At 58.8% G+C, this 25350-nt stretch carries 20 protein-coding genes; 12 read left to right on the forward strand and 8 right to left on the reverse strand.

Annotated elements, in window-relative coordinates; genetic code table 11:
• Positions 1–16 precede the first annotated feature (16 nt).
• The 8 genes from AC2I9W_RS14750 to AC2I9W_RS14785 all read left to right on the forward strand — a co-directional run bounded on the left by AC2I9W_RS14750 (position 17) and on the right by AC2I9W_RS14785 (position 11526).
• The gene (locus AC2I9W_RS14750) at positions 17–1858 is read left to right on the forward strand and encodes a long-chain-acyl-CoA synthetase (protein WP_486410681.1); all 1842 of its coding nucleotides are present in this window, start codon (positions 17–19) and stop codon (positions 1856–1858) included.
• The gene (locus tag AC2I9W_RS14755; protein ID WP_486410682.1) at positions 1851–2918 is read left to right on the forward strand and encodes an MBL fold metallo-hydrolase; all 1068 of its coding nucleotides are present in this window, start codon (positions 1851–1853) and stop codon (positions 2916–2918) included. The genes AC2I9W_RS14750 and AC2I9W_RS14755 overlap by 8 nt, the downstream gene beginning before the upstream one ends.
• 12 nt (positions 2919–2930) lie before the next feature.
• Positions 2931–4124 carry an acyl-CoA dehydrogenase family protein gene (locus tag AC2I9W_RS14760; RefSeq protein WP_486410683.1) on the forward strand — a complete coding sequence of 398 codons (1194 nt, stop codon included), beginning with the start codon at positions 2931–2933 and terminating at the stop codon, positions 4122–4124.
• A gap of 161 nt (positions 4125–4285) precedes the next feature.
• Positions 4286–5413, forward strand: coding sequence for an acyl-CoA dehydrogenase family protein (locus AC2I9W_RS14765; protein ID WP_486410684.1), 1128 nt, complete (start codon positions 4286–4288; stop codon positions 5411–5413).
• 2 nt (positions 5414–5415) lie between these two features.
• Complete coding sequence (locus AC2I9W_RS14770; RefSeq protein ID WP_486410685.1) at positions 5416–7128, forward strand: class I adenylate-forming enzyme family protein; 1713 nt, start codon at positions 5416–5418, stop codon at positions 7126–7128.
• A gap of 303 nt (positions 7129–7431) precedes the next feature.
• Positions 7432–8811: a DUF1329 domain-containing protein gene (locus AC2I9W_RS14775; protein WP_486410686.1), complete on the forward strand. Its 1380-nt coding sequence runs from the start codon at positions 7432–7434 to the stop codon at positions 8809–8811.
• Positions 8812–8833: 22 nt separating this feature from the next.
• The gene (locus tag AC2I9W_RS14780) at positions 8834–10345 is read left to right on the forward strand and encodes a DUF1302 domain-containing protein (RefSeq protein WP_486410687.1); all 1512 of its coding nucleotides are present in this window, start codon (positions 8834–8836) and stop codon (positions 10343–10345) included.
• A 71-nt stretch (positions 10346–10416) separates the two neighbouring features.
• Positions 10417–11526, forward strand: a complete 1110-nt coding sequence (locus AC2I9W_RS14785; RefSeq protein WP_486410688.1) for a dienelactone hydrolase family protein — start codon at positions 10417–10419, stop codon at positions 11524–11526.
• A gap of 189 nt (positions 11527–11715) precedes the next feature.
• Here AC2I9W_RS14785 and AC2I9W_RS14790 read toward each other — a convergent pair whose 3' ends face one another.
• The 3 genes from AC2I9W_RS14790 to AC2I9W_RS14800 are packed head-to-tail and all read right to left on the reverse strand — an operon-like array spanning position 11716 to position 15664.
• Positions 11716–12174, reverse strand: coding sequence for a nuclear transport factor 2 family protein (locus AC2I9W_RS14790; protein ID WP_486410689.1), 459 nt, complete (start codon positions 12172–12174; stop codon positions 11716–11718).
• On the reverse strand, positions 12174–14660 hold the full coding sequence (locus AC2I9W_RS14795) for an efflux RND transporter permease subunit (RefSeq protein ID WP_486410690.1): 2487 nt from the start codon (positions 14658–14660) through the stop codon (positions 12174–12176). Before AC2I9W_RS14795 ends, AC2I9W_RS14790 begins: the two co-directional genes overlap by 1 nt.
• Positions 14657–15664, reverse strand: a complete 1008-nt coding sequence (locus AC2I9W_RS14800; protein ID WP_486410691.1) for a WD40/YVTN/BNR-like repeat-containing protein — start codon at positions 15662–15664, stop codon at positions 14657–14659. Before AC2I9W_RS14800 ends, AC2I9W_RS14795 begins: the two co-directional genes overlap by 4 nt.
• 212 nt (positions 15665–15876) lie before the next feature.
• Here AC2I9W_RS14800 and AC2I9W_RS14805 point away from each other — a divergent pair, with 212 nt between their 5' ends.
• The 3 genes from AC2I9W_RS14805 (at position 15877) to AC2I9W_RS14815 (ending at position 18814) form a co-directional block, all read left to right on the forward strand.
• On the forward strand, positions 15877–17091 hold the full coding sequence (locus tag AC2I9W_RS14805) for a thiolase family protein (protein WP_486410692.1): 1215 nt from the start codon (positions 15877–15879) through the stop codon (positions 17089–17091).
• 4 nt (positions 17092–17095) lie between these two features.
• Entirely contained in the window at positions 17096–18040 is a 945-nt protein-coding gene (locus AC2I9W_RS14810) for a bifunctional OB-fold nucleic acid binding domain-containing protein/MaoC family dehydratase (RefSeq protein ID WP_486410693.1), read from the forward strand.
• Positions 18041–18604: 564 nt separating this feature from the next.
• Positions 18605–18814: a hypothetical protein gene (locus AC2I9W_RS14815; RefSeq protein ID WP_486410694.1), complete on the forward strand. Its 210-nt coding sequence runs from the start codon at positions 18605–18607 to the stop codon at positions 18812–18814.
• A 294-nt stretch (positions 18815–19108) separates the two neighbouring features.
• Here the strand turns inward: AC2I9W_RS14815 and tesG are convergent, their stop codons facing one another.
• From tesG to AC2I9W_RS14840, 5 genes are all read right to left on the reverse strand, one after another.
• Positions 19109–20146, reverse strand: a complete 1038-nt coding sequence (gene tesG, locus AC2I9W_RS14820; protein ID WP_486410695.1) for a 4-hydroxy-2-oxovalerate aldolase TesG — start codon at positions 20144–20146, stop codon at positions 19109–19111.
• Between the two features lie 15 nt (positions 20147–20161).
• Positions 20162–21085, reverse strand: coding sequence for an acetaldehyde dehydrogenase TesF (gene tesF / locus AC2I9W_RS14825; RefSeq protein ID WP_486410696.1), 924 nt, complete (start codon positions 21083–21085; stop codon positions 20162–20164).
• Positions 21086–21091: 6 nt separating this feature from the next.
• The gene (tesE, locus tag AC2I9W_RS14830; RefSeq protein ID WP_486410697.1) at positions 21092–21886 is read right to left on the reverse strand and encodes a 2-hydroxyhexa-2,4-dienoate hydratase TesE; all 795 of its coding nucleotides are present in this window, start codon (positions 21884–21886) and stop codon (positions 21092–21094) included.
• A 6-nt stretch (positions 21887–21892) separates the two neighbouring features.
• On the reverse strand, positions 21893–22732 hold the full coding sequence (locus AC2I9W_RS14835; protein WP_486410698.1) for an alpha/beta fold hydrolase: 840 nt from the start codon (positions 22730–22732) through the stop codon (positions 21893–21895).
• Between the two features lie 78 nt (positions 22733–22810).
• Positions 22811–23788 carry a flavin reductase gene (locus tag AC2I9W_RS14840; RefSeq protein WP_486410699.1) on the reverse strand — a complete coding sequence of 326 codons (978 nt, stop codon included), beginning with the start codon at positions 23786–23788 and terminating at the stop codon, positions 22811–22813.
• A gap of 289 nt (positions 23789–24077) precedes the next feature.
• On the opposite strand from AC2I9W_RS14840, the gene AC2I9W_RS14845 reads away from it, so the two are divergent.
• A complete protein-coding gene (locus AC2I9W_RS14845) occupies positions 24078–25265 on the forward strand; it encodes an acyl-CoA dehydrogenase family protein (RefSeq protein WP_486410746.1) in 1188 nt (395 codons plus the stop codon).
• Positions 25266–25350 lie beyond the last annotated feature (85 nt).

A 25350-nucleotide genomic window follows, 5' to 3' on the forward strand; every position in this document is an offset into this window, starting at 1 on the left:
AAACAAGGAGACAGGGATGACCACAGCTACGATGACACGCGATGCCACCGCACCCAAAGTGCAGCTGGTCTCGCGTGAAGAAACCCAGCGCAAGCTGGATGGTCGCAGCGCCGTTGCCATGAAGTACATGGCCAACAATCCAGAAACGATCGCCGATCGCTTTGAAGAAAGCGCGCAGCGACTCGTAGACCGCCCCTTTTTGCTGGAAGGCGATATCACCTACACCTATGGTCAGCTCAATGGCCGTGCCAATCAGGTGGCTCGTGCCTTGCAAGCTCAGGGCGTGCGCAAAGGCGATGTCGTCGCCATGTCGCTGGAGAACCGGGCCGCCTTCTTCTTTGTCTGGCTGGCGATCAACAAGCTGGGCGCCATTGCAGCCTTTATGAACACCTACATTCAGGGTAAGCCGCTGGTGCATAGCCTGAATGTGACGAATGCCAAGTTTGTGGTGGTGGGCGAGGAGTGCGCATCGCTATATGCAGCAACGCAGGACTTGCCCGCGCTGACTTATATGCACTGGCCAGATGCGGAGCGCCCTGCTGACCCGGCGGTGCTGGCGCAGTTTGGCCCCAGTCTGGAGCAGCTGTGTGCAAATCTGGACACCAGCAACGGCCCTGCCGAATGGCGCGAGGGTTTGGTGGGCGGAGATACGGCCCAGTACATCTTTACGTCCGGCACCACAGGTCTGCCCAAGGCAGCGGTGGTCAGCCATGCGCGCTGGCTAATGTCTGGCGAATCCATGCAGGTGCTGTGGGAGATTACTCAGGACGATCGCTTCTACTGCTTCCTGCCCATGTACCACGCTGCAGCGTCTATGTCTGCAACGGGTACCGCCTTGTGCGCTGGTGCCAGTGTGGTAGTGCGACGCAAATTCAGCCGCAGCGAGTTCTGGGCCGATGTGCGCCGCTATGGCATCACGTTTTGCCAGTATGTGGGAGAAATTTGCCGCTTTTTGCTGAGCGCCGAGCCAACGCCCAATGATCGTCAGCACACATTGCGCAAGATGTCTGGCACGGGTATGACACAGGAGATATGGCAGCAGTGGTCCGAGCGCTTTGGCAGTAACTTCCAGATCTTTGAAGGATGGGGCAGTACGGAAGCCAATGCAAGCACCATCAACGTGGACAACCGTATCGGCTCCTGCGGTCGTGTGCCGTTTTGGGAAAAAACCAACCTGCGCCTGGTGCGCTACAACCAGGAAACGGGCGAGCACATTCGCGACGAAAACGGTTTCTTGCAGCTGGCGGGCGTGAATGAGCCGGGCGAGGCTTTGGGCATGCTGATGCAGCATCCGGGCGTGATGGCGGGCCGCTTCGAAGGCTATACATGCGCCGAGGCGACTGAGAAAAAGATTCTGCGCAATGTCTTCCAGGAAGGTGATGCCTGGTGGTCGTCTGGCGACTTGCTGCGCTGCGACGAAGATGGATATTGTTGGTTTGTAGATCGTATTGGCGACACCTTCCGCTGGAAGAGTGAGAACGTCTCGACCATGGAAGTGGCCGATGCACTGGGTGACTTCACTGGGCTGGATGCGGTGACTGTCTATGGTGTTCAGGTACCAGGTCATGGAGGTCGCGCAGGCATGGCGGCATTGGTCATGCAGGAAGGGGCACAGTTTGATCCCAAGGCGTTCTGGAGTCTGGCGCTCAAGCGTCTGCCGCGTTACGCAGCGCCTTTGTTTGTGCGCCTGATGGATACCCCCGACATGACAGGCAACTACAAGCTGCGTAAGGTCGACCTGCAAAAACAGGGCTATGACAGCACGCAGACCCGTGACCCCCTGTTTGTACGCAATGACAAACTGCAGACCTATGTACCGGTGACAGCAGAAAGCGTCGAAGAGGCCTTGCGTGCATAGGGATGCGGTCAAGGAGCGTGAGCGCATCAAGCCACCCGATGTGCTGAACTATCCGTTTGAGCCGCCAAAGCCGGACGGCAGTCATGTGGAGATTGTGCCCGGCCTGTTGTGGCTGCGCATGCCCATGCCCATGGCGCTGGACCATATCAATGTTTACCTGCTGCGTGATGGCGATGGCTGGGCATTGGTGGATACCGGGCTGGGTATTCCCAAGACCTTTGAGCTGTGGGAACAGATCTTTACGGAAAAGTTGGCAGGCCAGCCCCTGACCCGTGTGATCTGCACCCATTGCCACTACGACCATGCGGGTGCTGCCTGGTGGCTTCAGGAGCGTTTTGGCGTTCCGCTGTACATGACGTATGGCGAATTCATGATGCTGCGCTCTTTGATGGGGCCGCCGCCCGATCCGCTGCCGCAGTCACATGTCGGCTTCTATGCGCGAGCAGGAGTGATGCAGGAAGAGCTGGAAACCATGATCGGCGCCATGCGCAAAGACCCGTTCATGCCCAAACACCCCAGCCACTATCAGCGTATCCGCCCCGGGGAAGTGCTGCAAATTGGTGAGCGGCAATGGCGCGTGGTGCTGGGGGAAGGGCATTCGCCCGAGCATGCCTGCCTCTATAACGAAGCCGAAGGCATCTTGCTCGCAGGCGATCAGGTGCTGCCGCGCATTACCTCGAATGTGATGGTCAGCCCCATAGAGCCGGAGGGCAATCCGCTTAAATACTGGATGGAGTCTTTGCAGCGATTGCGTCAACTACCGGCTCAAACGCTGGTGCTGCCTTCGCACCAAGGTGTTTTCTATGGCTTGCATGAGCGGCTGGATCAGATTCGAGAGCACCACGAGCATGCCTTTGTTCAGATCAAAGAGCATCTGGAGCAGGTTGACAAGGCTACAGCGGTTGAATTAATGCGGGTGATGTTCCCCAAGCTGCGCGGCCCGGTCGACCGCCTGATGGCATTAGGGGAAACCATTGCGCATTTAAACCTGCTTCAACAGGCTGGGGAGCTGTGCAGCCAGACCGGCACAGACAAAATTGCATATTTTTCGTTGGCGTGAAGTGAGAGAGCGATGACGGAACTGGAAACATTCAAACAAGAAGTCGCGGCTTGGCTGGAAGAGAACTGCCCCGCCAGCATGCGCAGGCCTATCGTCTCGGAAGAGATGGTGTGGGGTAGCTCCAAGCTGCAGTTCTTGAACGAGGATCAGAAGCTGTGGTTTGAGCGCATGCGCGATCGCGGCTGGTTTGCACCTTCTTGGCCCAAGGAGTATGGCGGTGGTGGACTCTCCCCCAAGGAAGCCCGGGTTCTGGAAACTGAGATGGCGCGCCTGGGTTGCCGCCAGCCCCAGTACAACCTGGGCGTGTGGATGCTGGGGCCAGTACTGCTTGAAGTGGGCACGCATGAGCAAAAGCTCGAGCATCTGGTGCCCATGATGCGTGGTGAGCAACGCTGGTGCCAGGGCTTCTCAGAGCCCAATGCCGGCTCCGACTTGGCCAGCCTGAAGACTTCGGCGCGCAAAGTGTCAGACGAGCAAGGCGAAGCCTATATCGTCAACGGCGGCAAGATCTGGACTTCGGACGGAGACAAGGGCGATTGGATGTATGCACTGGTACGAACCAGCACCGAGGGCAAGAAGCAGGACGGCATCAGCTTTTTGCTGATCGATATGAAGAGCCCTGGCGTAACAGTCAAGCCCATCGAGCTGATCAGTGGCAAATCCAGCTTCTGCCAGGTGTTCTTTGATGATGTGCGCGTGCCGGTGCGTCAGTTGGTGGGCAAGGAAGGCGAAGGCTGGTCGCTGGCCAAGAAGCTGCTGCTGCATGAGCGTGCGGCCATGTCCAAGTTCACGGAAGGTGGCGCTCCTTCGCACGATGCGCTCAAGACCGCCTTGCCTTATATGGTGGATGAAAACGGCCACGTGAATGAGCCGGTGCTGCGCGACAAGCTGGCCAGCGTGTTGATGGATGCGCAGGCCTTTGCCCTGACGCACCGCCGCGTGACCGAAAAAGCGCTGGCACGACAGGATGTGTCCGGTCCCTCCAGCATCATGAAACTGGTGCAGACCGAGCAGGAAGTCGCCAAGTACGAGCTGTTGGAGCAGACCATGGGCCTGCGCGGGCTGGGCTGGGAGGGTGAGGACTTCAGCGCTGAAGAACTCGATGTCTGCCGGGCGTGGCTGCGATCCAAGAGCTACACGATTGCCGGAGGCAGCTCTGAGGTGCAGCTCAACATCATTGCCAAGCGGGTGCTGGAGTTACCTTAACCCGCTGAGGTGCTGCGCGCCTTCCCCCTTTATCGCTTCGCGCAAGGAGGGAATGACGCCCTCGCCGTGATGCGGCTCTTGCTCGGCGTCCCTGGATTGGGGCAAGCAGTCGTGGCTCAAGGCGATGCCTGCAAATAGAGAAATGAATTGGAGACAAGAATATGACCATGCTTTTGTCGCAAGAGCAGGAATTGCTCAAAGACAGTGCCGTGGCCTTTCTGGCTGAACAGGCACCTGTAGCTCAGCAGCGTCGTCTGCGTGATGAGAAGGTGGAGCTGGGCTTTGATCAAGGGCTTTGGCAGCAGATGGTGGAGATGGGTTGGCCTGTTGCCGTGTTGCCTGAAGAGCACGATGGTTTGGGCGCTGGCTATCTTGGAATGGGGGCAGTGTTTGAAGCCATTGGTCGAAACCTGTCGGCTCAGCCATTGTTGAGCCAGGCGGTGATGGCCCCTGAATTGTTGATTCGTGCGGGCTCCAGTGCTCAGCAGGCCAAGTGGCTGCCTTTGCTCGCCAGCGGTGAGGCACGCATTGCCTTGGCTCTGGATGAAAAGTCAGGTCGGCACCTGCCTGAACGCCTGGCGACGATTGCCGTGCAAAACAGTGCAGGCTGGAGCTTGAATGGCGAGAAATTCTTTGTGATTGACGGCGCAGGCGCAGATGCTTTTGTCGTGCTGGCAGCGTCTGGCGAAGGGGCTCCCGGTCTGTGGCTGGTGCCAGCCAAGGCGAGCGGAGTCAGCGTGCAGCGCACACACATGATCGACAGCCGAAACATGGTCAGGGTGCGCTTTGAGAATGTGGCGTTGACGGCCGAAATGGCACTGGTGAACATGCCGGCGCTGGAGGCACTCGATGAAGTGCTGGACCGTGCACGTGCCTGCCTGTGCTCCGAAGCCTTGGGCCTGATGCGTGAGGTATTCGAGCGCACGATTGCCTATCTCAAGGAACGTGTGCAGTTCGATGTGCAAATCGGCTCTTTTCAGGCGCTGCAGCACCGGGCCTCGCGTTTGTATGTCGAGCTGGAGTTGCTGGAGAGCTGTGTGCTGGCGGCGCATGAAGCCATTGATGCAGGCAAAGAGACCCAGGTGGCTGAGCTGGTGAGCCTGGCCAAGGCCAAGGCCTCGGACTTGTGCGAGAAGCTGTGCAATGAAGCCGTGCAGCTGCATGGCGGCATTGGTGTGACGGATGAGCTGGATATCGGCCTTTTCTTCAAGCGTGCGCGGACTTTGCAGTTGCTGCTGGGAGATGCTCGTTTCCATAGGGAACGCTACGCTCAACTGAAAGGGTTCTGACAATGACAAAAGAGACAAATTCCGCAGCCTCCATCGGCGACAAGATCAAGGCCATTACTGCACAGCTTACATCGCCCGGCGCACCGTTTGAGTTGCAGACTATGGAACTGCCCGATGGAAGAGTTGTCAAAGGCTATCGCAACGCCTTTCAGACGCTGCCGCAACTGATCAACGCCGGACGCGCTCATGGCGCGGCGGAGTTTATGGTTTATGGCGAGGATCGCTGGTCATTTGACCGCTTCTTCAGTGCTGTTGATGCTGTTGCCAGCCGCATGCAAAAGCAGCTGGGGCTGAAGGCAGGGGATCGTGTGGCGATTGCCATGCGCAACCGTCCTGAGTGGGCGGTTGCCTTTGCGGCTGCCGCCTTGGTAGGAGCTGTACCTGTTCCCGTCAACAGTTTTGGACTGGGCAGCGAGCTGATGTCCAACCTGGACGATACAACGCCAGCATGGCTGATTTGCGATGCCGATCGCTATGAGCGTGTCAAGCATGCAGTGGCCGGTTCGGCACTCAAGATCGTGGTAGTTGATGGCGAAGGCGGGGATGTGGCCTGGGCTGACTTGTTGTGTGCTGATGAAGGCTACGTCACGCCGCAGCAGCAGGGCGCAGATACGGCTCTGATTCTGTTTACCTCCGGGGCCACCAGCCGTGCCAAGGGGGTGGAGTCCACGCATACAGCGGTGTGCCAGGCCCTGTTCAATATTGACTTCATCGGTGCAGTGGCGGCCATGACATCGCCTGATGCCATTGCCACCATCATGGCCCGCCAGCTTCAGCCGACCACATTGTCTGCAGTGCCACTGTTTCATGTCAGCGGACTGCATGCACAGCTGCTGATCAGCTTACGTCATGGTCGTCGCTTGATCTTCATCCATCGCTGGGATCCTGCCCAGGCGCTGGAGCTGATTCGCAAGGAAAAAGTGACCCAGTTCAACGGCGCGCCCAGCATGGTTCAGCAGCTGCTGGCATTGCCGGGGTTCGAGCTGCCCGAGAACTCTGGCAATCTTTCGGGAGTTGGCTTTGGTGGCGGCGGTCTTCACCCGCGCTTGATTGAAGAAGTCCTGCAGAAATTCAGCGGTCGCATGTCGGGTATCGGCTTTGGCCTGACCGAGTCGAATGGTGTGTGTGCGGGAAGCTCTGGCCTCATGTTCGAGGTGAATCCGCGCAGCTCAGGGGTTCTCTCGCCCATCATCGATGTGCGCATTGCCGATCTGGACGGCTCGGCGCTACCGGTGGGAGAGCCTGGAGAGATTTGGCTCAAGGGTGTGAGCATCATGCAGGGTTACTGGGGCGAAAAAGAGGCTACCGAAAAGGCCATGCATGATGGTTGGTTCAAGACCGGAGATATCGGTGTTCTAGATGCCAACGGCTTTCTCACCATCGTGGACCGCATCAAGGATGTAATCAACCGCAGTGGCGAAAAAATTGCAGCGGCAGAGGTCGAGGCATGTCTGCTGCAGCACGAGCTTCTGGATGAGGCTGCGGTCTTTGCCATGCCCCATGAGGTGACTGGAGAGCAGGTGGTGGCAGTCGTGGTGGGCAAGCCCCAGTCCACACTGACGCCGGAAGACTTGCGTGCATTTGTGGCGCAGCGCTTGGCGGGCTACAAGGTCCCCAATCAGATCGTTGTGCGTCACGAGCCGCTGCCTCGCAACCCTGCTGGGAAAATGCTCAAGGCATCAATCCGCAAGGAGTGTGCGCACCTGATGCGTTGATGTGGTTTTGGGGGGCGCTGCAAAGCAGCCTAGGACTTTCCCCAGCCTCATGACAAAGCCTGCTTTCGCTTTGCGCGATTGCAGGCTTTTTCTATGGGGAAACCATGGGGAAAGCGGGGGGCTATTGCCTATGTGGACTAGATCTTTAGGGTCTGTCAGTAGTCTTCTCAGACGATGGGTGAAAGGGCTTGCTCAAGCAGTATGCGATTGCCTGAAAACGGCAAAACCATTGGGGTAGCGGCGGGGCAACGTACCTCGTTTGTAGCACCCATAAAAAAAAGTTCTAGAACCTAGGAGACATAGATGAAGTTTGCAAAAACCAAAACTCCACTGGCTATTGGTGTGGGTTTGATGGTGGCTACATCGGTATGGGCAAAGGTGCCGGCGAGCGAGGCGGACAAGCTGGGCAAGGAGCTGACTTGCGTTGGCGCCATCAAGGCTGGCAACAAGGAAGGAACGATTCCCGAGTTCACCGGCAAGTGGGTTGGAGCACCTGCAGGTGTGGCGCATGAGCAGTCCAGTGGCAAGCACCCTGTGGACATTTATGCCGACGAGAAGCCGCTGTTTGTGATCACCGCTGAGAACATGGATAAGTACGCTGACAAGCTCAGCGATGGCCAGAAAGCCATGTTCAAAAAATACCCCAAGACCATGCAGATTCCGGTCTACACGGGGCACCGTGATTTCCGTTATACAGACGAAGTCTGCGCTATCGCCAAGAAAAATGCGCTGGAGTCCGAAGTCGCTGATAACGGCCTGAGTGTGAGAGGTAGTTTCGGGGCAATCAACTTCCCGATTCCCAAGAACGGTGTTGAGCTGGTGTGGAATAACTTGCTGCCCACACGTGCATACACAGAGCAAATTGTCCGTGACATGGCCAATGTCATGTCTGATGGTTCCATTGCCTGGGGGCGTCAGGAAAATTTGAACCTGAGTATGGATAACAACCCCGCGAATGCCGGTAAGCCGGTGGAAGGGGTGATGGCCTATACCCGTACCAGAACCCTGGCTCCGCAGCGTGAGAAGGGCGGCGTTACGCACTCGGTGGAACCCGTGAATTTCGCTAAGGATAAACGCTTGGCATGGTCCTACGACCCGGGTACCCGTCGCGTGCGTCAGGTGCCTGAATATGGCTTCGATCAGCCTATGAGTGGAACCGGCGGCAAGATGACGATTGACTCTGATCGTTTGTCCAATGGCTCGCCTGAGCGCTACAACTGGAAGTTGCTGGGCAAGAAGGAGATGTACATCCCCGCCAACAACTACAAGATCCACCAGCCTACAGTGAAGTACGCCGACCTGCTCAAGCCCGGCCATGCCAATCCAGACTTCATGCGCTATGAGCTGCGCCGTGTCTGGGCGGTGGAAGGTTCTTTGAAAGAAGGTTACCGCCATATATACGGTAAACGTGTGATGTTCATTGATGAGGACACAGGACAGGCGGTTGCAGGCGACTACTACGATGCACGTGGTCAGCTCTGGCAGCATGCCTTCATCAACTATTACTACTCCCCAGATATCAAGGCGTGGCATGCAGGAACGTCCTTCTATCACGACCTGAACTCCGGCGGATACATGGGCTACAACTTGTTCCAGGAGCGTCCCAAGGGCCCAATCCTGAACAAGGGTGACTTGACACCTTCGATGTTCACACCCGAAGCCGCACGTAATGCAGGCAACTAAGTTTTATCAACGAGCGACGACTATGAAAAATAAGATGAAGAAACTCAGCCCCATTGCAGTGGCTACACTGCTGTCCTTGGGCATGGGTGCTGTTCAAGCGGGGGAGACTATCGAGCTGGGCGATGGTCTGAAGTTTGACTGGCGTCTGAACGTCAGTTATGGCTTGGGCGTACGCCTGGATAACCCATCGCCGGTTTTGAACTCCGACGGCAATAACAACTTCAAGAAGGGGGCGCTTACTGCCAACCGTCTGGGCGCTGTCTGGGAGAGCAAGCTGTCCAAGGGTAACAGCGGCTTTGTGCTGAACGCCAGCACCTTCTATGACGATGTGTACCACCATCGCAATGACAACCCGAATCAGTTGATCAGCACGGGTGGTGTGCCGAACCGTTTTACCCCGGCAGCCAAACGCTACGGCGGCGGCTATTCGCGTCTGCTCGACACCTATGCCTACACCAGCTTCAACATGGGCGAGAGCCGTGCCACGGTGCGTGTGGGTAAGCAGGTCGTGAACTGGGGCGAGTCCATGTACTTCGCCAATATTGCGGCAGCGCAGGGGCCCAGCGATGCGGCCAAGGCGGCCTCTCCAGGTGCAGAAATCAAGGAAATTCTGCTGCCTGAAGACCAGATCTCTGCATCTCTGGAAGTGAACCCCAAACTGTCGTTGTTGGCGCATTACCAGTTTGGCTTCCATGAAACACTGCTGCCTGCCGTGGGCATGTACACCAGCACGGCCAACGTGGTCGGACCTGGCAACTTCTGCGCGGCACCTAACGCTGGCACATGCCCTCCTGGCCTGGGTTACCAGGGTGACATTCGCCCCAGCAGCTCTGGACAGTGGGGTGTGGGTGGTCGCTATCGTGTGACCGATGAAACGGAAGTGGGCATCTACTACCTGAACTACAAGGATCGCTCTCCCAGTGTGATCTTTGGCGCAGATGGCTACCGCATCAAATATTTCGATGACATCAAGATGCTGGGCACCACAGTCAGCACGACTTTTGGCAAGTTCTCGGCTTTTGGTGAAGCCAGCTATCGCAAAGGCACGCCTGTGACCAGCGGTGGCAAAGTCTTGCGTGGCGATATTGTTCAGGCCAACGTTGGCGGTATTTACAACATTGGCCGCACGGGCATTGCTGACGACATGTCTCTGGCCGCTGAAATCTCCGGTTCTCGCATCATGGATGTCGACGGTGGAAGTACAGACTCTGCAGCACTGGGCAACAAAACCAGAAACTCTCTGGTCGCTGGCGCCACCCTGACTCTGGGTTACCCCGGCATTTTTGAGGGTTGGGACTTGTCCGTTCCCATTAGCTATCAGAGCCAGCTGCGCGGCCGCTCGACCGTTGGTACCTTCGGCGGTGGCCAAAGCGACAGCCGCCTGAGTATTGGTGCCACCTTTGTTCGCAAGAGCAACTTCTCCATCAACGTGGCTTACATCAACTACCTGGGCAACCCTTCGAACGATGCTTTGCGCGCTCGCCCCATGGCGGACCGCGACCAGCTGTCCGTGACGGCCAAGTACTCGTTCTAATCAGCGCGAACGAGCCTATCTCACAAAAGCCCGGCTCTCCGGGCTTTTGTGTTTGTGAGGAAAGCAAGCCAATGCAAATACTGACTCGGAAATGGTCCCGGCCCCTGGGAGCTGCGGCCCTGGTACTGATGGGCAGCACGGCATTTGCCCAGCATCTGTTCGATGCCTTGCCGCCACTGCCCAAAGTCGCGCCCCTGATGCCACCGACCGAACTGTACGGTGACACGCAAGGCGAAATTCGCTTCAAGTCCAGCAGCCCTTATGACCTCGATGTGCTGCTCAATCAGCCCGCCAAGGCCGAGGCGACCATGGGCATGGGCAAGCTGTTCTTGCCCAAGGGGGCCAGTGCAAAGAGGCAGGTGCCAGCCATGGTGGTGCTGCCGGGAGGTGCGGGAGCCATTCCTGGGCGGGAGAACGAAACGGCCCAGATGCTGGCCGACAACGGCATTGCGGCCTTGTTGGTGGACAACTTCAAGCCGCGTGGCATCAGCGAGGAGATGCCTTATGCCCTCAAGGTCATGGGCACCTCGGAGTTCGACGCGGTGGCCGATGCCTATGCCGCGCTCAAGGCCTTGAACAAGCACCCGGCCATTGATAGCTGGCGCATCGGGGTGATGGGCTTTTCCAAGGGCGGTATTGCCGCGCGCATGAGCATGGATGCCCGCATTCGCGACAAGCTGGCGCCGTTCATTCAGCCGTTTGCATTGCATGTGGATTTTTACGGGCCTTGCTACGCGCTGCTGCAGTCGCGCAAGACCACGGGCGCGCCCTTGCTGAGCTTCCGTGCTGGCGAAGATGCGTCAAACGATCTGGTGGCCTGTGCGCAGCAGGAAAAAATCTTGCGCGAGGCGGGCTCTGAAGTCAGCACCGTGGTCTACGCCAAGGCCGGACATGACTGGGAGAGCAACAAGCCGCGCGAGATGACGAACCGGCCGTATCTGGCCGGGGCCGGTTGCATCATTGAATTTAACGACAAGGATTTTCCGGTGTTCAACGGCCAGCCGCTGATTCCGGCTGGGGCGCAGACGGATCGGCAGACGCGCTACAAGATCCGGGTTGAGAGCGGCAAGGCGCTGGGAGACTGTGTCAAGGTGGGCTACTTGGCAGGCCGTGATGAAACCGCGCGTAGTCTGGCCAACAAGCAACTGCTGCAATTTCTCAAAGTAAAGCTGGTGCAGTAAGGCAATCAAAAACAATAAACAGGAGCTGCTAGTGCTTGTTGGTTATGGATTTCAGATGGTTTTATGCCTGAGATCAATGATTGACTTGCGCTTCCAGCTCCTTTTTTTGATGCTTTGAGAGCAGAAAAGAAAAAGCCGCTCAGCATGGGCTGTGCGGCTTGAGGAGGGGCTCAGAACGTGTTGACGTTCTCAGGCAGCAGGCTGAAGCACGCTGCGGTCTCCGATTTCCAGCAGCATGGTCATGCTGCGCTTTTGTATCCGCCAGCCCTCGGGCAGCTGGACCCACTCGTCTTCATAGAAGCCAATGGCGTCATAGCGCAGATGCGCTCGTTCGCCCAGGCCCTGATGGACGGCCCGAACCTGAATCTTGCTGCGTGGGCGCAGAGGATTGCTGGCGTCGACCTCCAGGTTGCCCAGCAGGTGCTGGGTGGGGCCGCAGCCGCCCAGGTGGGTGCTGATCATGCGGCGCACTTTGGGCACACCTTCGCAGATGTAGCTGCCGCCATAGACCGTGGTGCAGTCAGGTGTGAACACCTGCTGCAGCAAGTCCCAGTTGCGGCTGTCGCATGCCGTGGCATAGCGAGTCAGGGTCTGGGCCAGAGCATGCTCCAGAAGGAGCTGCTCCAGTGTGCTTGCTGCAGTCTTCATCACACTTTGCCGTTCACGGAGGACTGGGGTTCGGGCTTGAGCATGCCGCCGGTGTGGCTTGCGCCGCCCGCGCTGCTGCTGCCGGCTGCCGCCTTGGCGGGCTGCTTTTGCAGGCGCTTGATGCGGGCCTTGGATTCAGCCGTGCCCACATTGAGCCAGTAGGCCATGGCGGGCAGCAGGAAGATGGCACCCAGCATGTTCACCAGGAACATGAAGGCCAGCAAGATGCCCATGTCGGCCTGGAACTTCAGGGCCGAGAAAGCCCAGGTGCCCACACCGATCGACATGGTCAGCGCCGTGAAGATGGCCGCATTGCCGCGCTGGCGCATGGCTTCGTAGAAAGCCTCGCGCAGCGTGATGTCGCGCTCGCGCAGCTCATGCTGCATGCTCTCGAACAGGTAGATGCCGTAGTCCACGCCCACACCCACGCCCAGCGCAATCACGGGCAGGGTAGGTACCTTCAGGCCAATGCCCAGCAAGGACATCAGTGCATTGCACAGGATGGAGACGATGGCCAGAGGCACGATGATGCACAGCACGGCGCGCCAGCTGCGGAAGGTCCACCAGCACAGCAAGGTGATGGTGGTGAACAGGGCGCCCAGAATCTGGATTTCGCCCTTTTCCACGGCTTCGTTGGTGGCGTAGGCCACGCCTGCGTTGCCGCCGGCCAGCAGGAACTTGACGTTAGGCGTCTTGTCGGCCGCAATGAAGTCGCGCACTTCGTTGACCACATGAGTCAGTGTCGAGCCCTCATGGTCCTTGAGGAAGACCTGCATGTTGATGACCTTGCAGCCTTCGGTGTTCAGGCCCAGATCGGGAGACAGTGCCTTGGTGCCCGAGCGCAGAGCGGCTTCCGTGCGCTGCAGCGCGGCCCAGCGGGGGTTGCCTTCGTTGTTGCTGGAGGCTGCAATCTTGGACAGCCCGGAGACGGTGGACACGGATTGCACGCCATCGACACGGCGCATACGGGTTTCAAAGCGCTCGACCGCGTTCATGACCTGCCAGTTCAGGCAGCCTTCGTCGAGGTTGGAGGTCTCCACAAACACCGACAGCACATCCATGCCGATGGAGTAGTTGCTGATGATGTTGTCGTTGTCCAGGTTGTAGCGCGAGTCTGCGTGCAGCTCGGGCGCGCCTGTGCCAATGTCACCGGTGCGCAGGTGGCGCGACTGATAGGTGCCGGCAGCCAGAAGAGCAAGGGAGAAGATCAGCGTTATCGTGGCAGGGCGGGACTCGGCCATGGCCGAGACCTTCCACCAGGTGGGGTTGCGTCCGTTGACGTTACCGGACTTTTCTTCCATCGCCTTCTTTTCCAGGCGCAGATTGGCCAGCAGGGCAGGCAGGAAGACCTTGTTGGTGATGATCATCAGCAGCACGCCCAGGCAGGCGGTCACGCCCAGCTCGTGCACGATGGGGATGTCGATCTGCATGATGACCATGAAGCCCAGGGCGTTGGCCAGCAGGGCCAGTGTGCCGGGGATGGCCAGCTTGCGAATGGCGTTTTCAGCGGCCAGCTTGGCACCCAGGCCGTCGCGCATGTCCTGCTTCCAGGCGCCGGTCATCTGCACGGCGTGAGAGACCCCGATGGAGAAGATCATGAAGGGCACCAGAATCGACATGGGGTCGATGCCATAGCCGATCAGCGGCAGCAGGCCCAGCAGCCATATCACGGGCAGCAGAGCCACGGCCAGGCCCACCACGGTGAGGTTGGTGGACTTGGTGTACATGCGCAGCATGATGGCGGTGATGACAAAGGCGATGGCGAAGAACGTCATCACAGTGGTCAGGCCGTCCATCACATCTCCGAGCACCTTGGAAAAACCAATGATGTGAATGGAGATGTCCTTGCTTTCAAACTTGCTGCGAATCTCTTCCAGGCGCTGGGCAACCTTGTGGTAGTCCAGCTTCTCGCCGGTTTTGGGGTCGACCTCCAGCAGGTCGGCGCGCACCATGGCGCTCTTGAGGTCGTTGCTGACCAGAGAGCCAATCTGACCGGACTTGGCGACGTTGGAGCGCACCTTGGCCAAGCCTTCCTCATTGGCTTCAAAGCGCGAGGGAATGAGCACTTCGCCCACATAGCCGTCTTCGGTGATCTCGATGTACTTCACGTTGGGGGTGAACAGCGAGTACACCTGACCGCGGTTGACGCCTGGGGTGAAGAACACCTCATCGGTCACGCCGCGCAGGGTTTCGAGGAACTCTTCGTTGTAGATATCGCCTTGCTGGCCCTTCCACTCCACACTCACCAGAATGCGGTTGGCACCGGAGAAAGTGGCAGAGTGCTTGAGAAACGCCTCCATGTAGGAGTGGCGCATGGGAATCAGCTTGTTGAAGCCGGGATCCAGGTGGGTGCGCATGGCCGACACGGCCAGCAGTGCCGTGGCAATCAGCGTCAGCACGATGATGGATTTGCTCCACGAGATCAGCCAGCGCGCAGTGGCGGCAATGAACCGGTTCAGCAAGGTGGTGGGTTCGCTCAGAGTCATTGAGTTGCTCCTGGCTCAGCCTGTGGGGCTGCCTTGGCTTGTTGTGTGGGATGGAAGGGTTGCACGCCCGCGTCGCTGGATATCCAGCCGCTGTCCGGGCCCGTCAGCACAATGTCGGTCAGCGTGGCACGGCCCTGGGCTCGCTCCAGCGTGAAGTTTTTGCCGCCGTCCTTGCTCAGGCCCAGCATGCTTCCCTGGCCGACCAGGACAATGGTTCCGTCCTTTTCCTGTGCGTGGCCGAAGAAGGAGACCGGTGCAGGAATGTTGGATTTGACCCAGGCCTTGCCCGGGGCGGACTGCACAAAAGCGTTGCCGCGCATGCCGTAGATCAGCCAGCCACCTTCGCGCGTGGCCATGGCGTTGTAGAAGGAGCCGTTGTAGAACTCGGGCTCGATCTGCCAGCTCTGGCCTTCGTCATCGGACTTGATGACCAGGCCGCGTTCGCCCACGATCAGCCAGTGCTTGCCGTCTTCACTGCCGCTGATGCGGTTCATGTGCTTGTCTTCGACTTCGGCGGGCAGGCTCAGGGTTTCCCAAGTCTGACCATTGTCCTTGGAGGTGATGGCGCGGCCGAAGGCACCCACGCTGATCCAGTCACCGGAGGGCAGGCGGGCAATCGACATCAGTGGCTCGCCGTTTTCTTTGGAGAACGCCATTTCCTCCCAGGAGCTGCCGCCGTCCTTGGTGCGCAGAATCCAGCCTTCGTGGCCTACGGCAAAGCCGGTTTTCTTGTCGGGGGAGAAGGCCACGCTGATCAGCAGCGCCTGGCGGTTTTCGCTGAGCGCGGCAGACTTCCAATGCGTGCCCTTGTCATCGGAATAGAGGATTTCGCCAAGTGCTCCAGCAGTCAGCAAGCGGTCGCCGACTTGTGTGATGGCATTGAAGTGGGTGCGTTCAATACCTGTGGTGGTGGGTGCCAATGGTGGTGGGGTGCGATGTGCAAAGGCCAGCGCAGAGGCAAAGGCCACCAATGCTGCTGCGCCGATACCGACGGCTGTTTTCACGTTGTCTCCTTGTTGATTCGTGCACGCACGTACACGTACTGCAAACATGGGAGGAGGTTCTTGATTTGGAGCTCTAGCAACATCGTCCGAATGGACGTTTGCTCCGAGAATTAGGGGTATGTACGGGGGCTGGTTTTTTAGTCTCTACAGACGATGGATTTGGCCTGCTTCATTTACACAATGAATACACACTTTCTTGGTAAGGGAGACATATGGGTTTGCAAGGAAAAGCAGCGCTGGTAGGCGTTGCACAGTACAAGCCGGAGAAGTACGCAACGGCGCCGCGCATGTTCCACCTGGAGCAGGTGGCGGACCTGACGCTGCAAGCACTGGAAGACGCGGGCATGGAGCTGTCCGAAGTGGATGGCCTGATCACCAGCGGCGCGCACTTTCATGAAGCCAGCAGCTTTGTGCCGGCCATGGCGGGCGAATACCTGGGCATTCCGCTGAACTTTGCCGAGGTCGTGGACCTGGGTGGTGCCAGCTCGGTGGCCATGGTCTGGCGTGCTGCAGCGGCCATTGAAATGGGCCTGTGCAACACCGTCGCTTGCGTGCTGCCAGCGCGCATGACGCCGTACTCGGAATATGACGACCACTTCAAGGAAGTCATGAAAAGCAGCCGTTTTGGTGGGCACAGCACGCGTTTTGGTGCTCCTGAGGCCGAGATGGATCTGCCCTACGGTCACATGGCGCAAAACACCGGCTACGCCATGATTGCCCAGCGCTACAAGGCCGTCTATGGCTACGACCCGGCCGCCCTAGCGCGCATCAGCGTGGATCAGCGCTTCAATGCCTGCCACAACCCCAATGCCATGTTCTACGGTCAGCCGATCACGGTGGACGACGTGCTGAACTCGCGCATGGTGGCCGAGCCCCTGCGCGTGCTGGAAATCGTGCTGCCCGCAGCCGGCGGCGGTGCCATGATCGTCACACGCGCCGACCGCGCCAAGACGACCAAGAACCGACCCGTCAGCATTGTGGGCTGCGGCGAGCATGTCAGCAGCAAGTCGCCTACCTACATGGCAGACATGCTCAAGACGCCCATCGGCCCGGCATCTGCCAGGGCGTTCGAGATGGCAGGCATGAAGCCTTCGGATATGCACATGGCGCAGATCTATGACTGCTACACCATCACCGTGATGCTGTCGCTGGAAGATGCAGGCTTTTGCGAAAAGGGCAAGGGCATGGACTTCCTGCGCAACAACGATTTCACCTTCAAGGGCAACTTCCCCATGAACACCCACGGCGGTCAGCTGAGCTTTGGCCAGTCCGGCACGGCGGGCGGTATGTCGCAGGTGATCGAAGCGGTGCATCAGATTCAGGGTCGTGCGGGCGAGCGTCAGCTGGGCCGCAATGACCTGGCCTATGTGTCCGGCACCGGTGGTGTGATGAGCGAGCAGGGCGCCTTGATCCTGCGGGGAGCATAAGAACATGGCTTGGAACAAACCTCTGCCCCGTCCCACGGAAATTTCTGCACCGTACTGGGAAGGGCTCAAGGCCCACGAAGTGCGTATTCAGCAGTGTGACCGTGGGCATTCAATATTTTTCCCGCGCACCCATTGCCCTGTCTGCGGATCTCGCTCTCTAAAGTGGACCAAGGTCTCGGGTGAGGGCACGCTGTACAGCTTCACCATTGCGCGCATTCCCACCATGCCCGAGTTCACGGATGAGATGCCTCAGGCGCTTGCCGTGGTCGAGCTCAAGGAGGGCGTCCGTATCAACACCACCATGGTGGGCGTGGATCCTGAAGCGCTGAAGATCGGCATGGAAGTGCGCCCGGTGTTTGACGATCGCCCCGGCGAAGTCACGCTGCTGCGCTTTACCGACCATGCCGGTAGCTACCCTTCGGTCATCAAGGCCGAAGAGGAGGCTGCACCTGCTGCCGCAGTGGAGGAGGAGAACGCAACGCCCAAGCGCAAAGTCTCCGTCAAGGACATCGAGGCCATGAAGTCGCTGGTGTCCGAGGAGTACAGCCCCTGGTCCAATGAGTTCGCGGTGACGCAGGAAGTCATCAACGACTTTGCCAAGCTCTCGGGCGACGACTACTGGATTCACACCGACCCCGAACAGGCGCGCGAAAAGAGCCCGTTCGGCACCACCATCGCCCACGGTGCGCTGGTGCAGGTGCTGACCAGCCAGCTCAAGATTCCGCTGGACTACGAGGTGGTGGACTTCAACAACATCGTCAACTACGGCTCTGACCGCCTGCGCTTTCCGACGCCTGTTCCCTCGGGCTGCAAGATTCGCGCCCGTGCACGGGTCAAGTCCGTGGAGCAGATCAAGAGCGGCGTGCAAGTCATTTTGGAGATCAATATCCATGTAGTGGGCCAGGAGCGTCCGTCGGTCATCAACGACCTGGTCATGCTCTACATGTAATTAGCGAGCTCGAAAGACTGCCATGGGTATGACCCCCAAGCCTTGGAATATGGTCGTACCTATGGTGGCTGCCAGCCTGGCGTCCACCATTGGCGGTCTTCCGCTTAATACCTAGCCGGTGCTGCAGGGCAGTCTGGCAGACAGCTTTCACTTGCCGCCCAAGCAGGTGGGCTGCTTGGCTCCTTTTGCTTTGGCGGCTATCTGGTGGGCACGCTGGGCGCTCCGGTGTGTATGAATAGGCTCAACTGGCGCTGGCTGACCGCGTTGGGTGCCATTGGGTGCCCAGCAGGGGCGCCTTTGCTGAGCTTCTTGCTGCCCATAAAATGCCGCTCAAACCTCGGGGAAGTGGTTGCTGGGTAAGCGCATTGTGCTATTCAATTGATATCTCAAGAGCTTTGTCTGATTTGAGCTCTCTCGGCTGAAGCAAAGAAGGGTAATGGTTTGCTCCCTAGTGTTGCACCCTAGGTAGATACCTGCTCATTAAAACGGACGATGTTTGCATTTTTGGCATGGCGATACTCGGAGCAAAGGGGACAAAGAGCCTCAGCTTTCAAGGAGACACCGATGAAAAAGCCTTTCCGCCTGATCAATGTTTTTCGTAGCCTGATGATCGGGGCCGCTGTGCTGGCGGTCTATCTGCCTATCAAGAATCTGCCTAGCGCTGGGACGTCCGATGTTGGCGAGGCGCAGTCCAACCAAGCCAAGCTACCCCAGGGCATTCAGGTTGCCAGTGCACAGAACTCCTGGCAGGCGGTATTTGCTGCAGGCTATTGACGCTTGACGGTGTGATGCCCAGCTCCGAGGCAGGTGGCCGGTGGCCACATGCCTCATGTGCAGGTCTTTTCTGATTTTCTGATATTGATTGGAGCAATTCCGAGTGTCTCGGCATTGCTCCTTTCTTATTTGATAGCTGCTTTCTCAATACTGAGAGGCTTTTGGGTCTGCTTTGTTGATGTTTTTCAAACGGCTGGCCAGCGTTTTTGTCCATTACGGGCGAAAAAAAAGTCCAGAGCCATTGGCATGGCGCTGGACTGAACTTGAAGTGGAAATGAAAAACTGACAGCCGGATCAGGCGGCCACGGCCTCCTTGCGGTTACGGACCATGGTCAGGGCGGTGTCCTCGATCATGTCTTCTTGGCCGCCCACCATGCCGCGACGGCCCAGCTCCAGCAGCAGCTCGCGTGCGGGGATGCCGTACTTGGCTTCGGCACGCTTGGCAAACAGCAGGAAGCTGCCGTATACGCCTGCGTAACCCAGGGTCAGAGCATCGCGGTCAATGCGGATAGGGAAGTCCATCAGCGGCACGACCAGATCTTCGGCCACGTCCTGAATCTTGAACACGTCCACACCGGTTTCGATCCCCATGCGGGCGCACACGGCGACCAGCACTTCCATGGGGGTGTTGCCCGCACCGGCGCCCAGGCCTGCGGCAGCAGCGTCAATGCGGTTGGCACCGACTTCGACAGCCGCCAGAGAGTTGGCGATGCCCATGGCCAGGTTGTGATGGCCGTGAAAGCCCAGCTCGGTCTCGGGGTTCAGAGCCTGGCGCACGGCGGACAGGCGCTCCTTCACGTCATCGGGCAGCATGTAGCCGGCCGAGTCGGTGATGTAGATGCAGTTGGCGCCGTAGCTTTCCATCAGCTTGGCTTGCTTGACCAGACCGTCGGCGCTGTTCATGTGGGCCATCATCAAAAAGCCCACGGTGTCCATGCCCATCTTGCTGGCCATGGAGATGTGCTGCTCGGAGACATCGGCCTCGGTGCAGTGCGTGGCCACGCGGATGGTGGACACGCCCAGGTCGTGGGCCATCTTCAGGTGATCGACGGTGCCGATGCCGGGCAGCAACAGGGCCGAGACCTTGGCCTGCTTCATCAGCGGGATGACGGTGGACAGGTATTCCTCGTCCGTATGGGCGGGGAAGCCGTAGTTGACCGAGCTGCCGCCCAGGCCGTCGCCATGGGTGACTTCGATCAGGGGCACACCAGCAGCGTCCAGGCCGCAGGCCACGGACTTCATCTGCTCCAGCGACATCTGGTGGCGCTTGGGATGCATGCCGTCACGCAGCGTCATGTCGTGAACGGTGATTTTTTTGCCTTTGAGGGACATGTATTTCTCCTAGGGTCAGGCGGCAACAGCAGCTTCAGCCAGCTCAAAGCGGCCAGCCAGGATTTCTTCGGCAAACATCTCGGCCGTGCGTGCAGCGGCGGCGGTCATGATGTCCAGGTTGCCGGCGTACTTGGGTAGGTAGTCGCCCAAACCTTCGACTTCCATGTAGATGGAGACGCGGTTGCCGTCGATCACGGGGCCGTTGACCAGCTTGTAGCCGGGGACGTATTTCTGCACTTCCTTGATCATGTCCTGCACGGACGCTTCGATCTCTTCCTTCTTGGGCGTATCCACGGTCAGGCAGTGGATGGTGTCGCGCATGATCAGCGGAGGCTCAGCAGGGTTGATGACGATGATGGCCTTGCCCTTTTGTGCGCCGCCAATCTTTTCCACGGCACCGGCTGTGGTGCGGGTGAATTCGTCGATGTTCTTGCGGGTGCCGGGACCGACCGACTTGCTGGAGACGGTGGCCACGATTTCACCGTAGCTCACGGCCTGCACGCGGGACACGGCTGCCACCATGGGGATGGTGGCCTGGCCGCCGCAGGTAACCATGTTCACGTTCATGGCCTTTTCGGCAACCTTCTCGGCCAGGTTCACGCTGGGCACGCAGTAGGGGCCGATGGCGGCGGGTGTCAGGTCGATCATCAGCACGCCCAGCTCATTGAGCTTGCGGCTGTTTTCGGCGTGAACGTAGGCGCTGGTGGCGTCGAAGGCGATCTGGATGCCGTCTTCCTTGACGAAGGGCAGCAGGCCGTCCACACCTTCGGCGGTGGTCTTGATGCCCATTTCGCGGGCACGCTTGAGACCGTCGGATTCGGGGTCGATACCGACCATCCACACAGGCTCCAGAATGGGGGAGCGCTGCAGTTTCATGAGCAGGTCGGTGCCGATATTGCCGGGACCGATCAGTGCGCACTTGATCTTTTTTTGCGTCATGGTTTCTTACTCGGTGAATTGAATGGAACAAGTACCCATGCCTTCGATGACCATATCGAAACGGTCACCGGCGGCGGCGGGCACCAGGGGGGCGAGAGAGCCAGAGAGAATCACTTCACCGGCTTTGAAAGGAATGCCAAAAGCGCCCAGGGTGTTGGCCAGCCAGGCCACGGCTTCGGCGGGGTGGCCTTGCACGGCACTGCCCAGGCCCGAGCCTGCAGGCTCGCCGTTCTTGGTCATCTGCATGGCAGCGGCGGCCAGATCCAGCGCGGCAGGATCGGTGTGCTGCTTGCCAATGACAAAGACGCCGCAGGAGGCGTTGTCGGCCACAGTGTCCTGAATCTTGATCTTCCAGTCGTTGATGCGCGAATCGACGATCTCGAAGCAAGGCGCAACCCACTCGGTGGCGGCCAGCACATCTTCCTTGGTCACGCCTGGGCCTTGCAGGTCTTTCTTAAGCATGAAGGCGATTTCGCCCTCGGCGCGGGGCTGGATCAGACCGGCGGCCTTGAGCGAGACGGCAGCGCCATCTTCAAACTCCATGCTGTCGGTCAGAAAGCCGAAGTCGGGCTGGTGCACGTTCAGCATATCTTGCACGGGCTTGGAGGTCACGCCGATCTTCTTGCCTATTACGCGTTCGCCCGATGCTTCGCGCAGGCGCAGCATGTGCAGGGAGATGTGATAGGCGTCCTCCACCGTCATCTCGGGGTGGCTGTCGGTCAGCGGTGCCAATGTCCTGGCGGTGCGCAGCGCCTCATACAGGCGCTGGCCTTGCTGTTCGATGAATTGTTTGTCACTCATGGCTCTTCAACCGTTTTTCATGAAGTCGATGCAGGTGCGGTTGAACATCTCGCGGTGCTCTACCTGTACCCAGTGGCCGCACTGGTTGACCAGCACGACGCGGCAGTTCTTGATGCCCTTGGCCAGCTTGTCTGCGCCGCCCACGGGGTTGAAGGCGTCCTGCATGCCCCAGAAGCCCAGCACATTGCACTTCAGCTCGGGCAGTTGCTCGGTCATATTGGGGATGTACAGGCGCTGGCGCGAAGCCTCGGTCTGGGTCAGGGCGATAGGAGCGCGCTCGTTGATGATTTCGTCGGTCAGCAGCGACTGGTCCACCACTTGCATGCTCATGACGGCACGCATGGCTTCGGGGCCGGTCTTGCCTTGCTTGTAGACGTTGAACATATTGGCAATGCCGGGCATGGCCATATAGGTTTCAAACTCTTCCACGCCGCCTGGAGCCATAAGGATCAGGCTCTTGACGTCTTCGGGGTACTTGAGCGCATAGCCCAGTGCCACGGCGCCGCCCAGCGAGTTGCCCAGCAGCGTGATGTTCTTCAGCCCCAGCTGGTCCACCAGGCCTTTGACGCCGGCAATGAAGAAGTCCATGTCGTACTGCTTGGGCTCTTCGGTCTTGGAAGACAGGCCATAGCCCAGCAGGTCGGGAACGATGGAGCGAAAACCCGCAGCCGCAAACTCGGGGTAGTTGCCCTTGAAGTTGCTGTAGCCGCTGGCACCTGTGCCCGCGCCGTGCAAAAAGATCACGGGATCGCCAGAGCCTTGCTCATGGTAGTGAACGCGCTGAGGGTGACCGGCCACATTGCCGATATCCACATACTTGCCTTCTGGGATGGAAAATTGGCTCATCTCTGTTCTTTATGGTTGGAGTGGAAGGCGAAGGCTGTCTCCTGCCTTCGGGTGAGGAATCGTTGACGGCTCGTCTCTTCAGGCCTTGGCTTGCCAGAGCTTGGGCAGGCCGGGGTCTGTGGCCGCAATGGCTTTCTTGAGCAGGTTGCGCAGCGTGGCGGCTTCTATTTCGCCCAGGCTGTCGATGAGGTCGGTTTCTACGGCCTTGGCTGCGGCCAGCACATGCAGGATGGCTTCATTGCCTTGAGGGGTCAGTTGCAGCGATTCGGCGCGTTCGCGGCTTTCTTCCACCCAGCCTTTGCTGATCAGCGACTGCAGCGCCACGGTGCCGATGTCGGTGCCGGTGTAGGCCATGTGAGAGGCAATCTCGGCCGGCGACTGGGGTTGCTGAATGCTCAGCAGCGACAGCACATAGAAATCTGCGTCCGTCATGCCGTAAGCCGCCATGGGCTTGCGCAGACCGCTCAGGAATTGGAAGTGCGCACGCCCCATCAAATAGCCGATGAGGTTTTCTGAGTAAGCCGTGTTGGTGTCGGCTGCAGGTTCGCTGGCCACTGCGCCCGCCATGCGTGAGGCCAGGGCATAGCCGCCAGTCACATACAGCAGCGGGGGACGGGGAGTGGCGTCATAGCCGGTGACCTCGCCCACAAAGATGATGTGGTCGCCGCCGTCATACTGAAAGGCTGTCTTGCACTGAAAGCGTGCGCTGCAGTCCTGCAGCAGCGGGGCATGGCCTTCTTCCGAGTCCAGGGGCAGGCCCGAGAACTTGTCTTCACCAGCGCGGGCAAAGCGGTTGGATAAGGCTTCCTGCTCGTTGGAGAGGATGTGCACATTCCATGTCTGGGCATTCTGGAACACGGGCAGGCTGCGGGCGTTCTTGGCAAGACTCCACAGAACCATGGGGGGTTCGAGCGAAACGGAGTTGAAGCTGTTGGCGGTGATTCCTACAGGCTCACCATTCTCGGCACGGGTGGTGACGATGGTGACCCCTGTGCCGAACATGCCCAGGGCGCGGCGGAAGTCTTTGGGGTCGAAGGTTGCTGCAGTACTTTGCATAGGGTGAATTTCTCCTTGCTGCAAGAGTGCTGCTAATGGGCTTTTGCTGAATCCTTCACATGGACTAGCAGAGAGAAAAGGGGCTCGGTATTTGTCCTAGGTCGATGTTTTTGGCTGCACTTAGTCAGCCCTCTGAGATGGATCTTTGGGGCTTGTTTTGTCGTTAGTCTGATCGGACGATGAGCACAAAATTGCATGGTGAGAGCATTTCTGTCATAGGCGAAAAAGCCTTGCCCACCACACCACTAGCCGTCCGGTGGAGCGGCAACTGGAGACCTGAATGAACACAATGACAGACAACTACCTCACCCCCGATGCACTGGCCGTGATCGAGCGTGCCAAGGCTCTGGCCCCTAAGCTGGCAGCCCGCGCGCAGCAGGCTGATCGTGATGGAGCCATCAGCGATGAGACCATTGCAGAGATGGCCGAGGCAGGACTGTTCCGCGTGCTGCAGCCCAAGCGCTGGGGCGGCTACGAGATGGACCCGCGAGTGTTCTACACCGTACAGATGGAGCTGGCCAAGGGCTGCATGTCCACTGCCTGGATCTATGGCGTGGTGGGCGTTCACCCCTGGCAACTGGGTCTGTTCCCTGCACAGGCGCAGGACGATGTCTGGGGCAAGGACTCCGGAGTGCGCATTGCCTCGACCTATATGCCCACCGGTAAGGCCGAGCCTGTGGAAGGAGGTTTCAACTTCAATGGCCGCTGGAGCTTCTCCACCGGCTCCAAGCACTGCGACTGGCTGTTCCTGGGCGGCTTGCTGCCCAAGCGTGACGGCACACCAGGCCTGGAGCATGTGACCTTTTTACTGCCAAAGTCGGACTACCGTATCGAAGACAACTGGGATGTGCTGGGCCTGCGCGGCACGGGCAGCCATGACGTCGTGGTGGAAAATGCTTTTGTGCCTGCGCACCGCATCCATTACACCAATGACCATAGCGATGAAGGCTGCCCCGGTCGCAAGGAAAACACCAGCTGGCTGTTCCGCATTCCCTTTACCCATGTGTTCCAGCGTGCCGTGTCCACGGCTTGCCTGGGCGCACTGGAAGGCACGATCGAGACCTTTACGCAGCGCGCCAAGGATCATGTCGGCAAGCACGGCAACAAGATGGCCGAGGATGTGAATGCCCAGACCGCGGTGACTGAAGCCACTATTGCGCTGGATCAGCTCAAGCTGGTGCTGTTCCGCAACTACGCCCGCATTGTGGATGCCGCCAAGACCGGTATTCAGCTGTCTCTGGAGGAACGTCTGCTGCAGCGTGCGCAAGCCTCGTATGTGCCCAAACTGAGCGCCTATCACGTCAATGAAATGATGCGAGCCTGCGCTGCCAGCGGTACGTTCAAGAACAACCCTATCGAACGCGTGTTCCGTGACATCCACCAAGGTCGCACTCACATTGCCAACAACACGGACGCTTACGTGCGCGCTTATGGCTCACATGTGCTGGGCATCCCCAATCAAGAGCCTTTCGTCTGATCGGCCCTGATTGAGAAAAAGCGGCGGCAACCGGTTCAAACGGTTGTCGCCGCATAGCTGCTTTTGAGACAGACCATCCAATACA

Source organism: Comamonas sp. FUJ_7 (assembly GCF_057369555.1).

What these genes read in the sequence shown, in the direction of transcription:
- AC2I9W_RS14750 (WP_486410681.1), top strand. Translation starts at nt 17, where the DNA reads ATGACCACAGCTACGATGACACGCGATGCCACCGCACCCAAAGTGCAG.
- AC2I9W_RS14760 (WP_486410683.1), top strand. Translation starts at nt 2,931, where the DNA reads ATGACGGAACTGGAAACATTCAAACAAGAAGTCGCGGCTTGGCTGGAA.
- AC2I9W_RS14765 (WP_486410684.1), top strand. Translation starts at nt 4,286, where the DNA reads ATGACCATGCTTTTGTCGCAAGAGCAGGAATTGCTCAAAGACAGTGCC.
- AC2I9W_RS14770 (WP_486410685.1), top strand. Translation starts at nt 5,416, where the DNA reads ATGACAAAAGAGACAAATTCCGCAGCCTCCATCGGCGACAAGATCAAG.
- AC2I9W_RS14775 (WP_486410686.1), top strand. Translation starts at nt 7,432, where the DNA reads ATGAAGTTTGCAAAAACCAAAACTCCACTGGCTATTGGTGTGGGTTTG.
- AC2I9W_RS14780 (WP_486410687.1), top strand. Translation starts at nt 8,834, where the DNA reads ATGAAAAATAAGATGAAGAAACTCAGCCCCATTGCAGTGGCTACACTG.
- AC2I9W_RS14785 (WP_486410688.1), top strand. Translation starts at nt 10,417, where the DNA reads ATGCAAATACTGACTCGGAAATGGTCCCGGCCCCTGGGAGCTGCGGCC.
- AC2I9W_RS14790 (WP_486410689.1), bottom strand. Translation starts at nt 12,174, where the DNA reads ATGAAGACTGCAGCAAGCACACTGGAGCAGCTCCTTCTGGAGCATGCT.
- AC2I9W_RS14795 (WP_486410690.1), bottom strand. Translation starts at nt 14,660, where the DNA reads ATGACTCTGAGCGAACCCACCACCTTGCTGAACCGGTTCATTGCCGCC.
- AC2I9W_RS14805 (WP_486410692.1), top strand. Translation starts at nt 15,877, where the DNA reads ATGGGTTTGCAAGGAAAAGCAGCGCTGGTAGGCGTTGCACAGTACAAG.
- AC2I9W_RS14810 (WP_486410693.1), top strand. Translation starts at nt 17,096, where the DNA reads ATGGCTTGGAACAAACCTCTGCCCCGTCCCACGGAAATTTCTGCACCG.
- AC2I9W_RS14815 (WP_486410694.1), top strand. Translation starts at nt 18,605, where the DNA reads ATGAAAAAGCCTTTCCGCCTGATCAATGTTTTTCGTAGCCTGATGATC.
- tesG (WP_486410695.1), bottom strand. Translation starts at nt 20,146, where the DNA reads ATGTCCCTCAAAGGCAAAAAAATCACCGTTCACGACATGACGCTGCGT.
- tesF (WP_486410696.1), bottom strand. Translation starts at nt 21,085, where the DNA reads ATGACGCAAAAAAAGATCAAGTGCGCACTGATCGGTCCCGGCAATATC.
- tesE (WP_486410697.1), bottom strand. Translation starts at nt 21,886, where the DNA reads ATGAGTGACAAACAATTCATCGAACAGCAAGGCCAGCGCCTGTATGAG.
- AC2I9W_RS14835 (WP_486410698.1), bottom strand. Translation starts at nt 22,732, where the DNA reads ATGAGCCAATTTTCCATCCCAGAAGGCAAGTATGTGGATATCGGCAAT.
- AC2I9W_RS14840 (WP_486410699.1), bottom strand. Translation starts at nt 23,788, where the DNA reads ATGCAAAGTACTGCAGCAACCTTCGACCCCAAAGACTTCCGCCGCGCC.
- AC2I9W_RS14845 (WP_486410746.1), top strand. Translation starts at nt 24,078, where the DNA reads ATGACAGACAACTACCTCACCCCCGATGCACTGGCCGTGATCGAGCGT.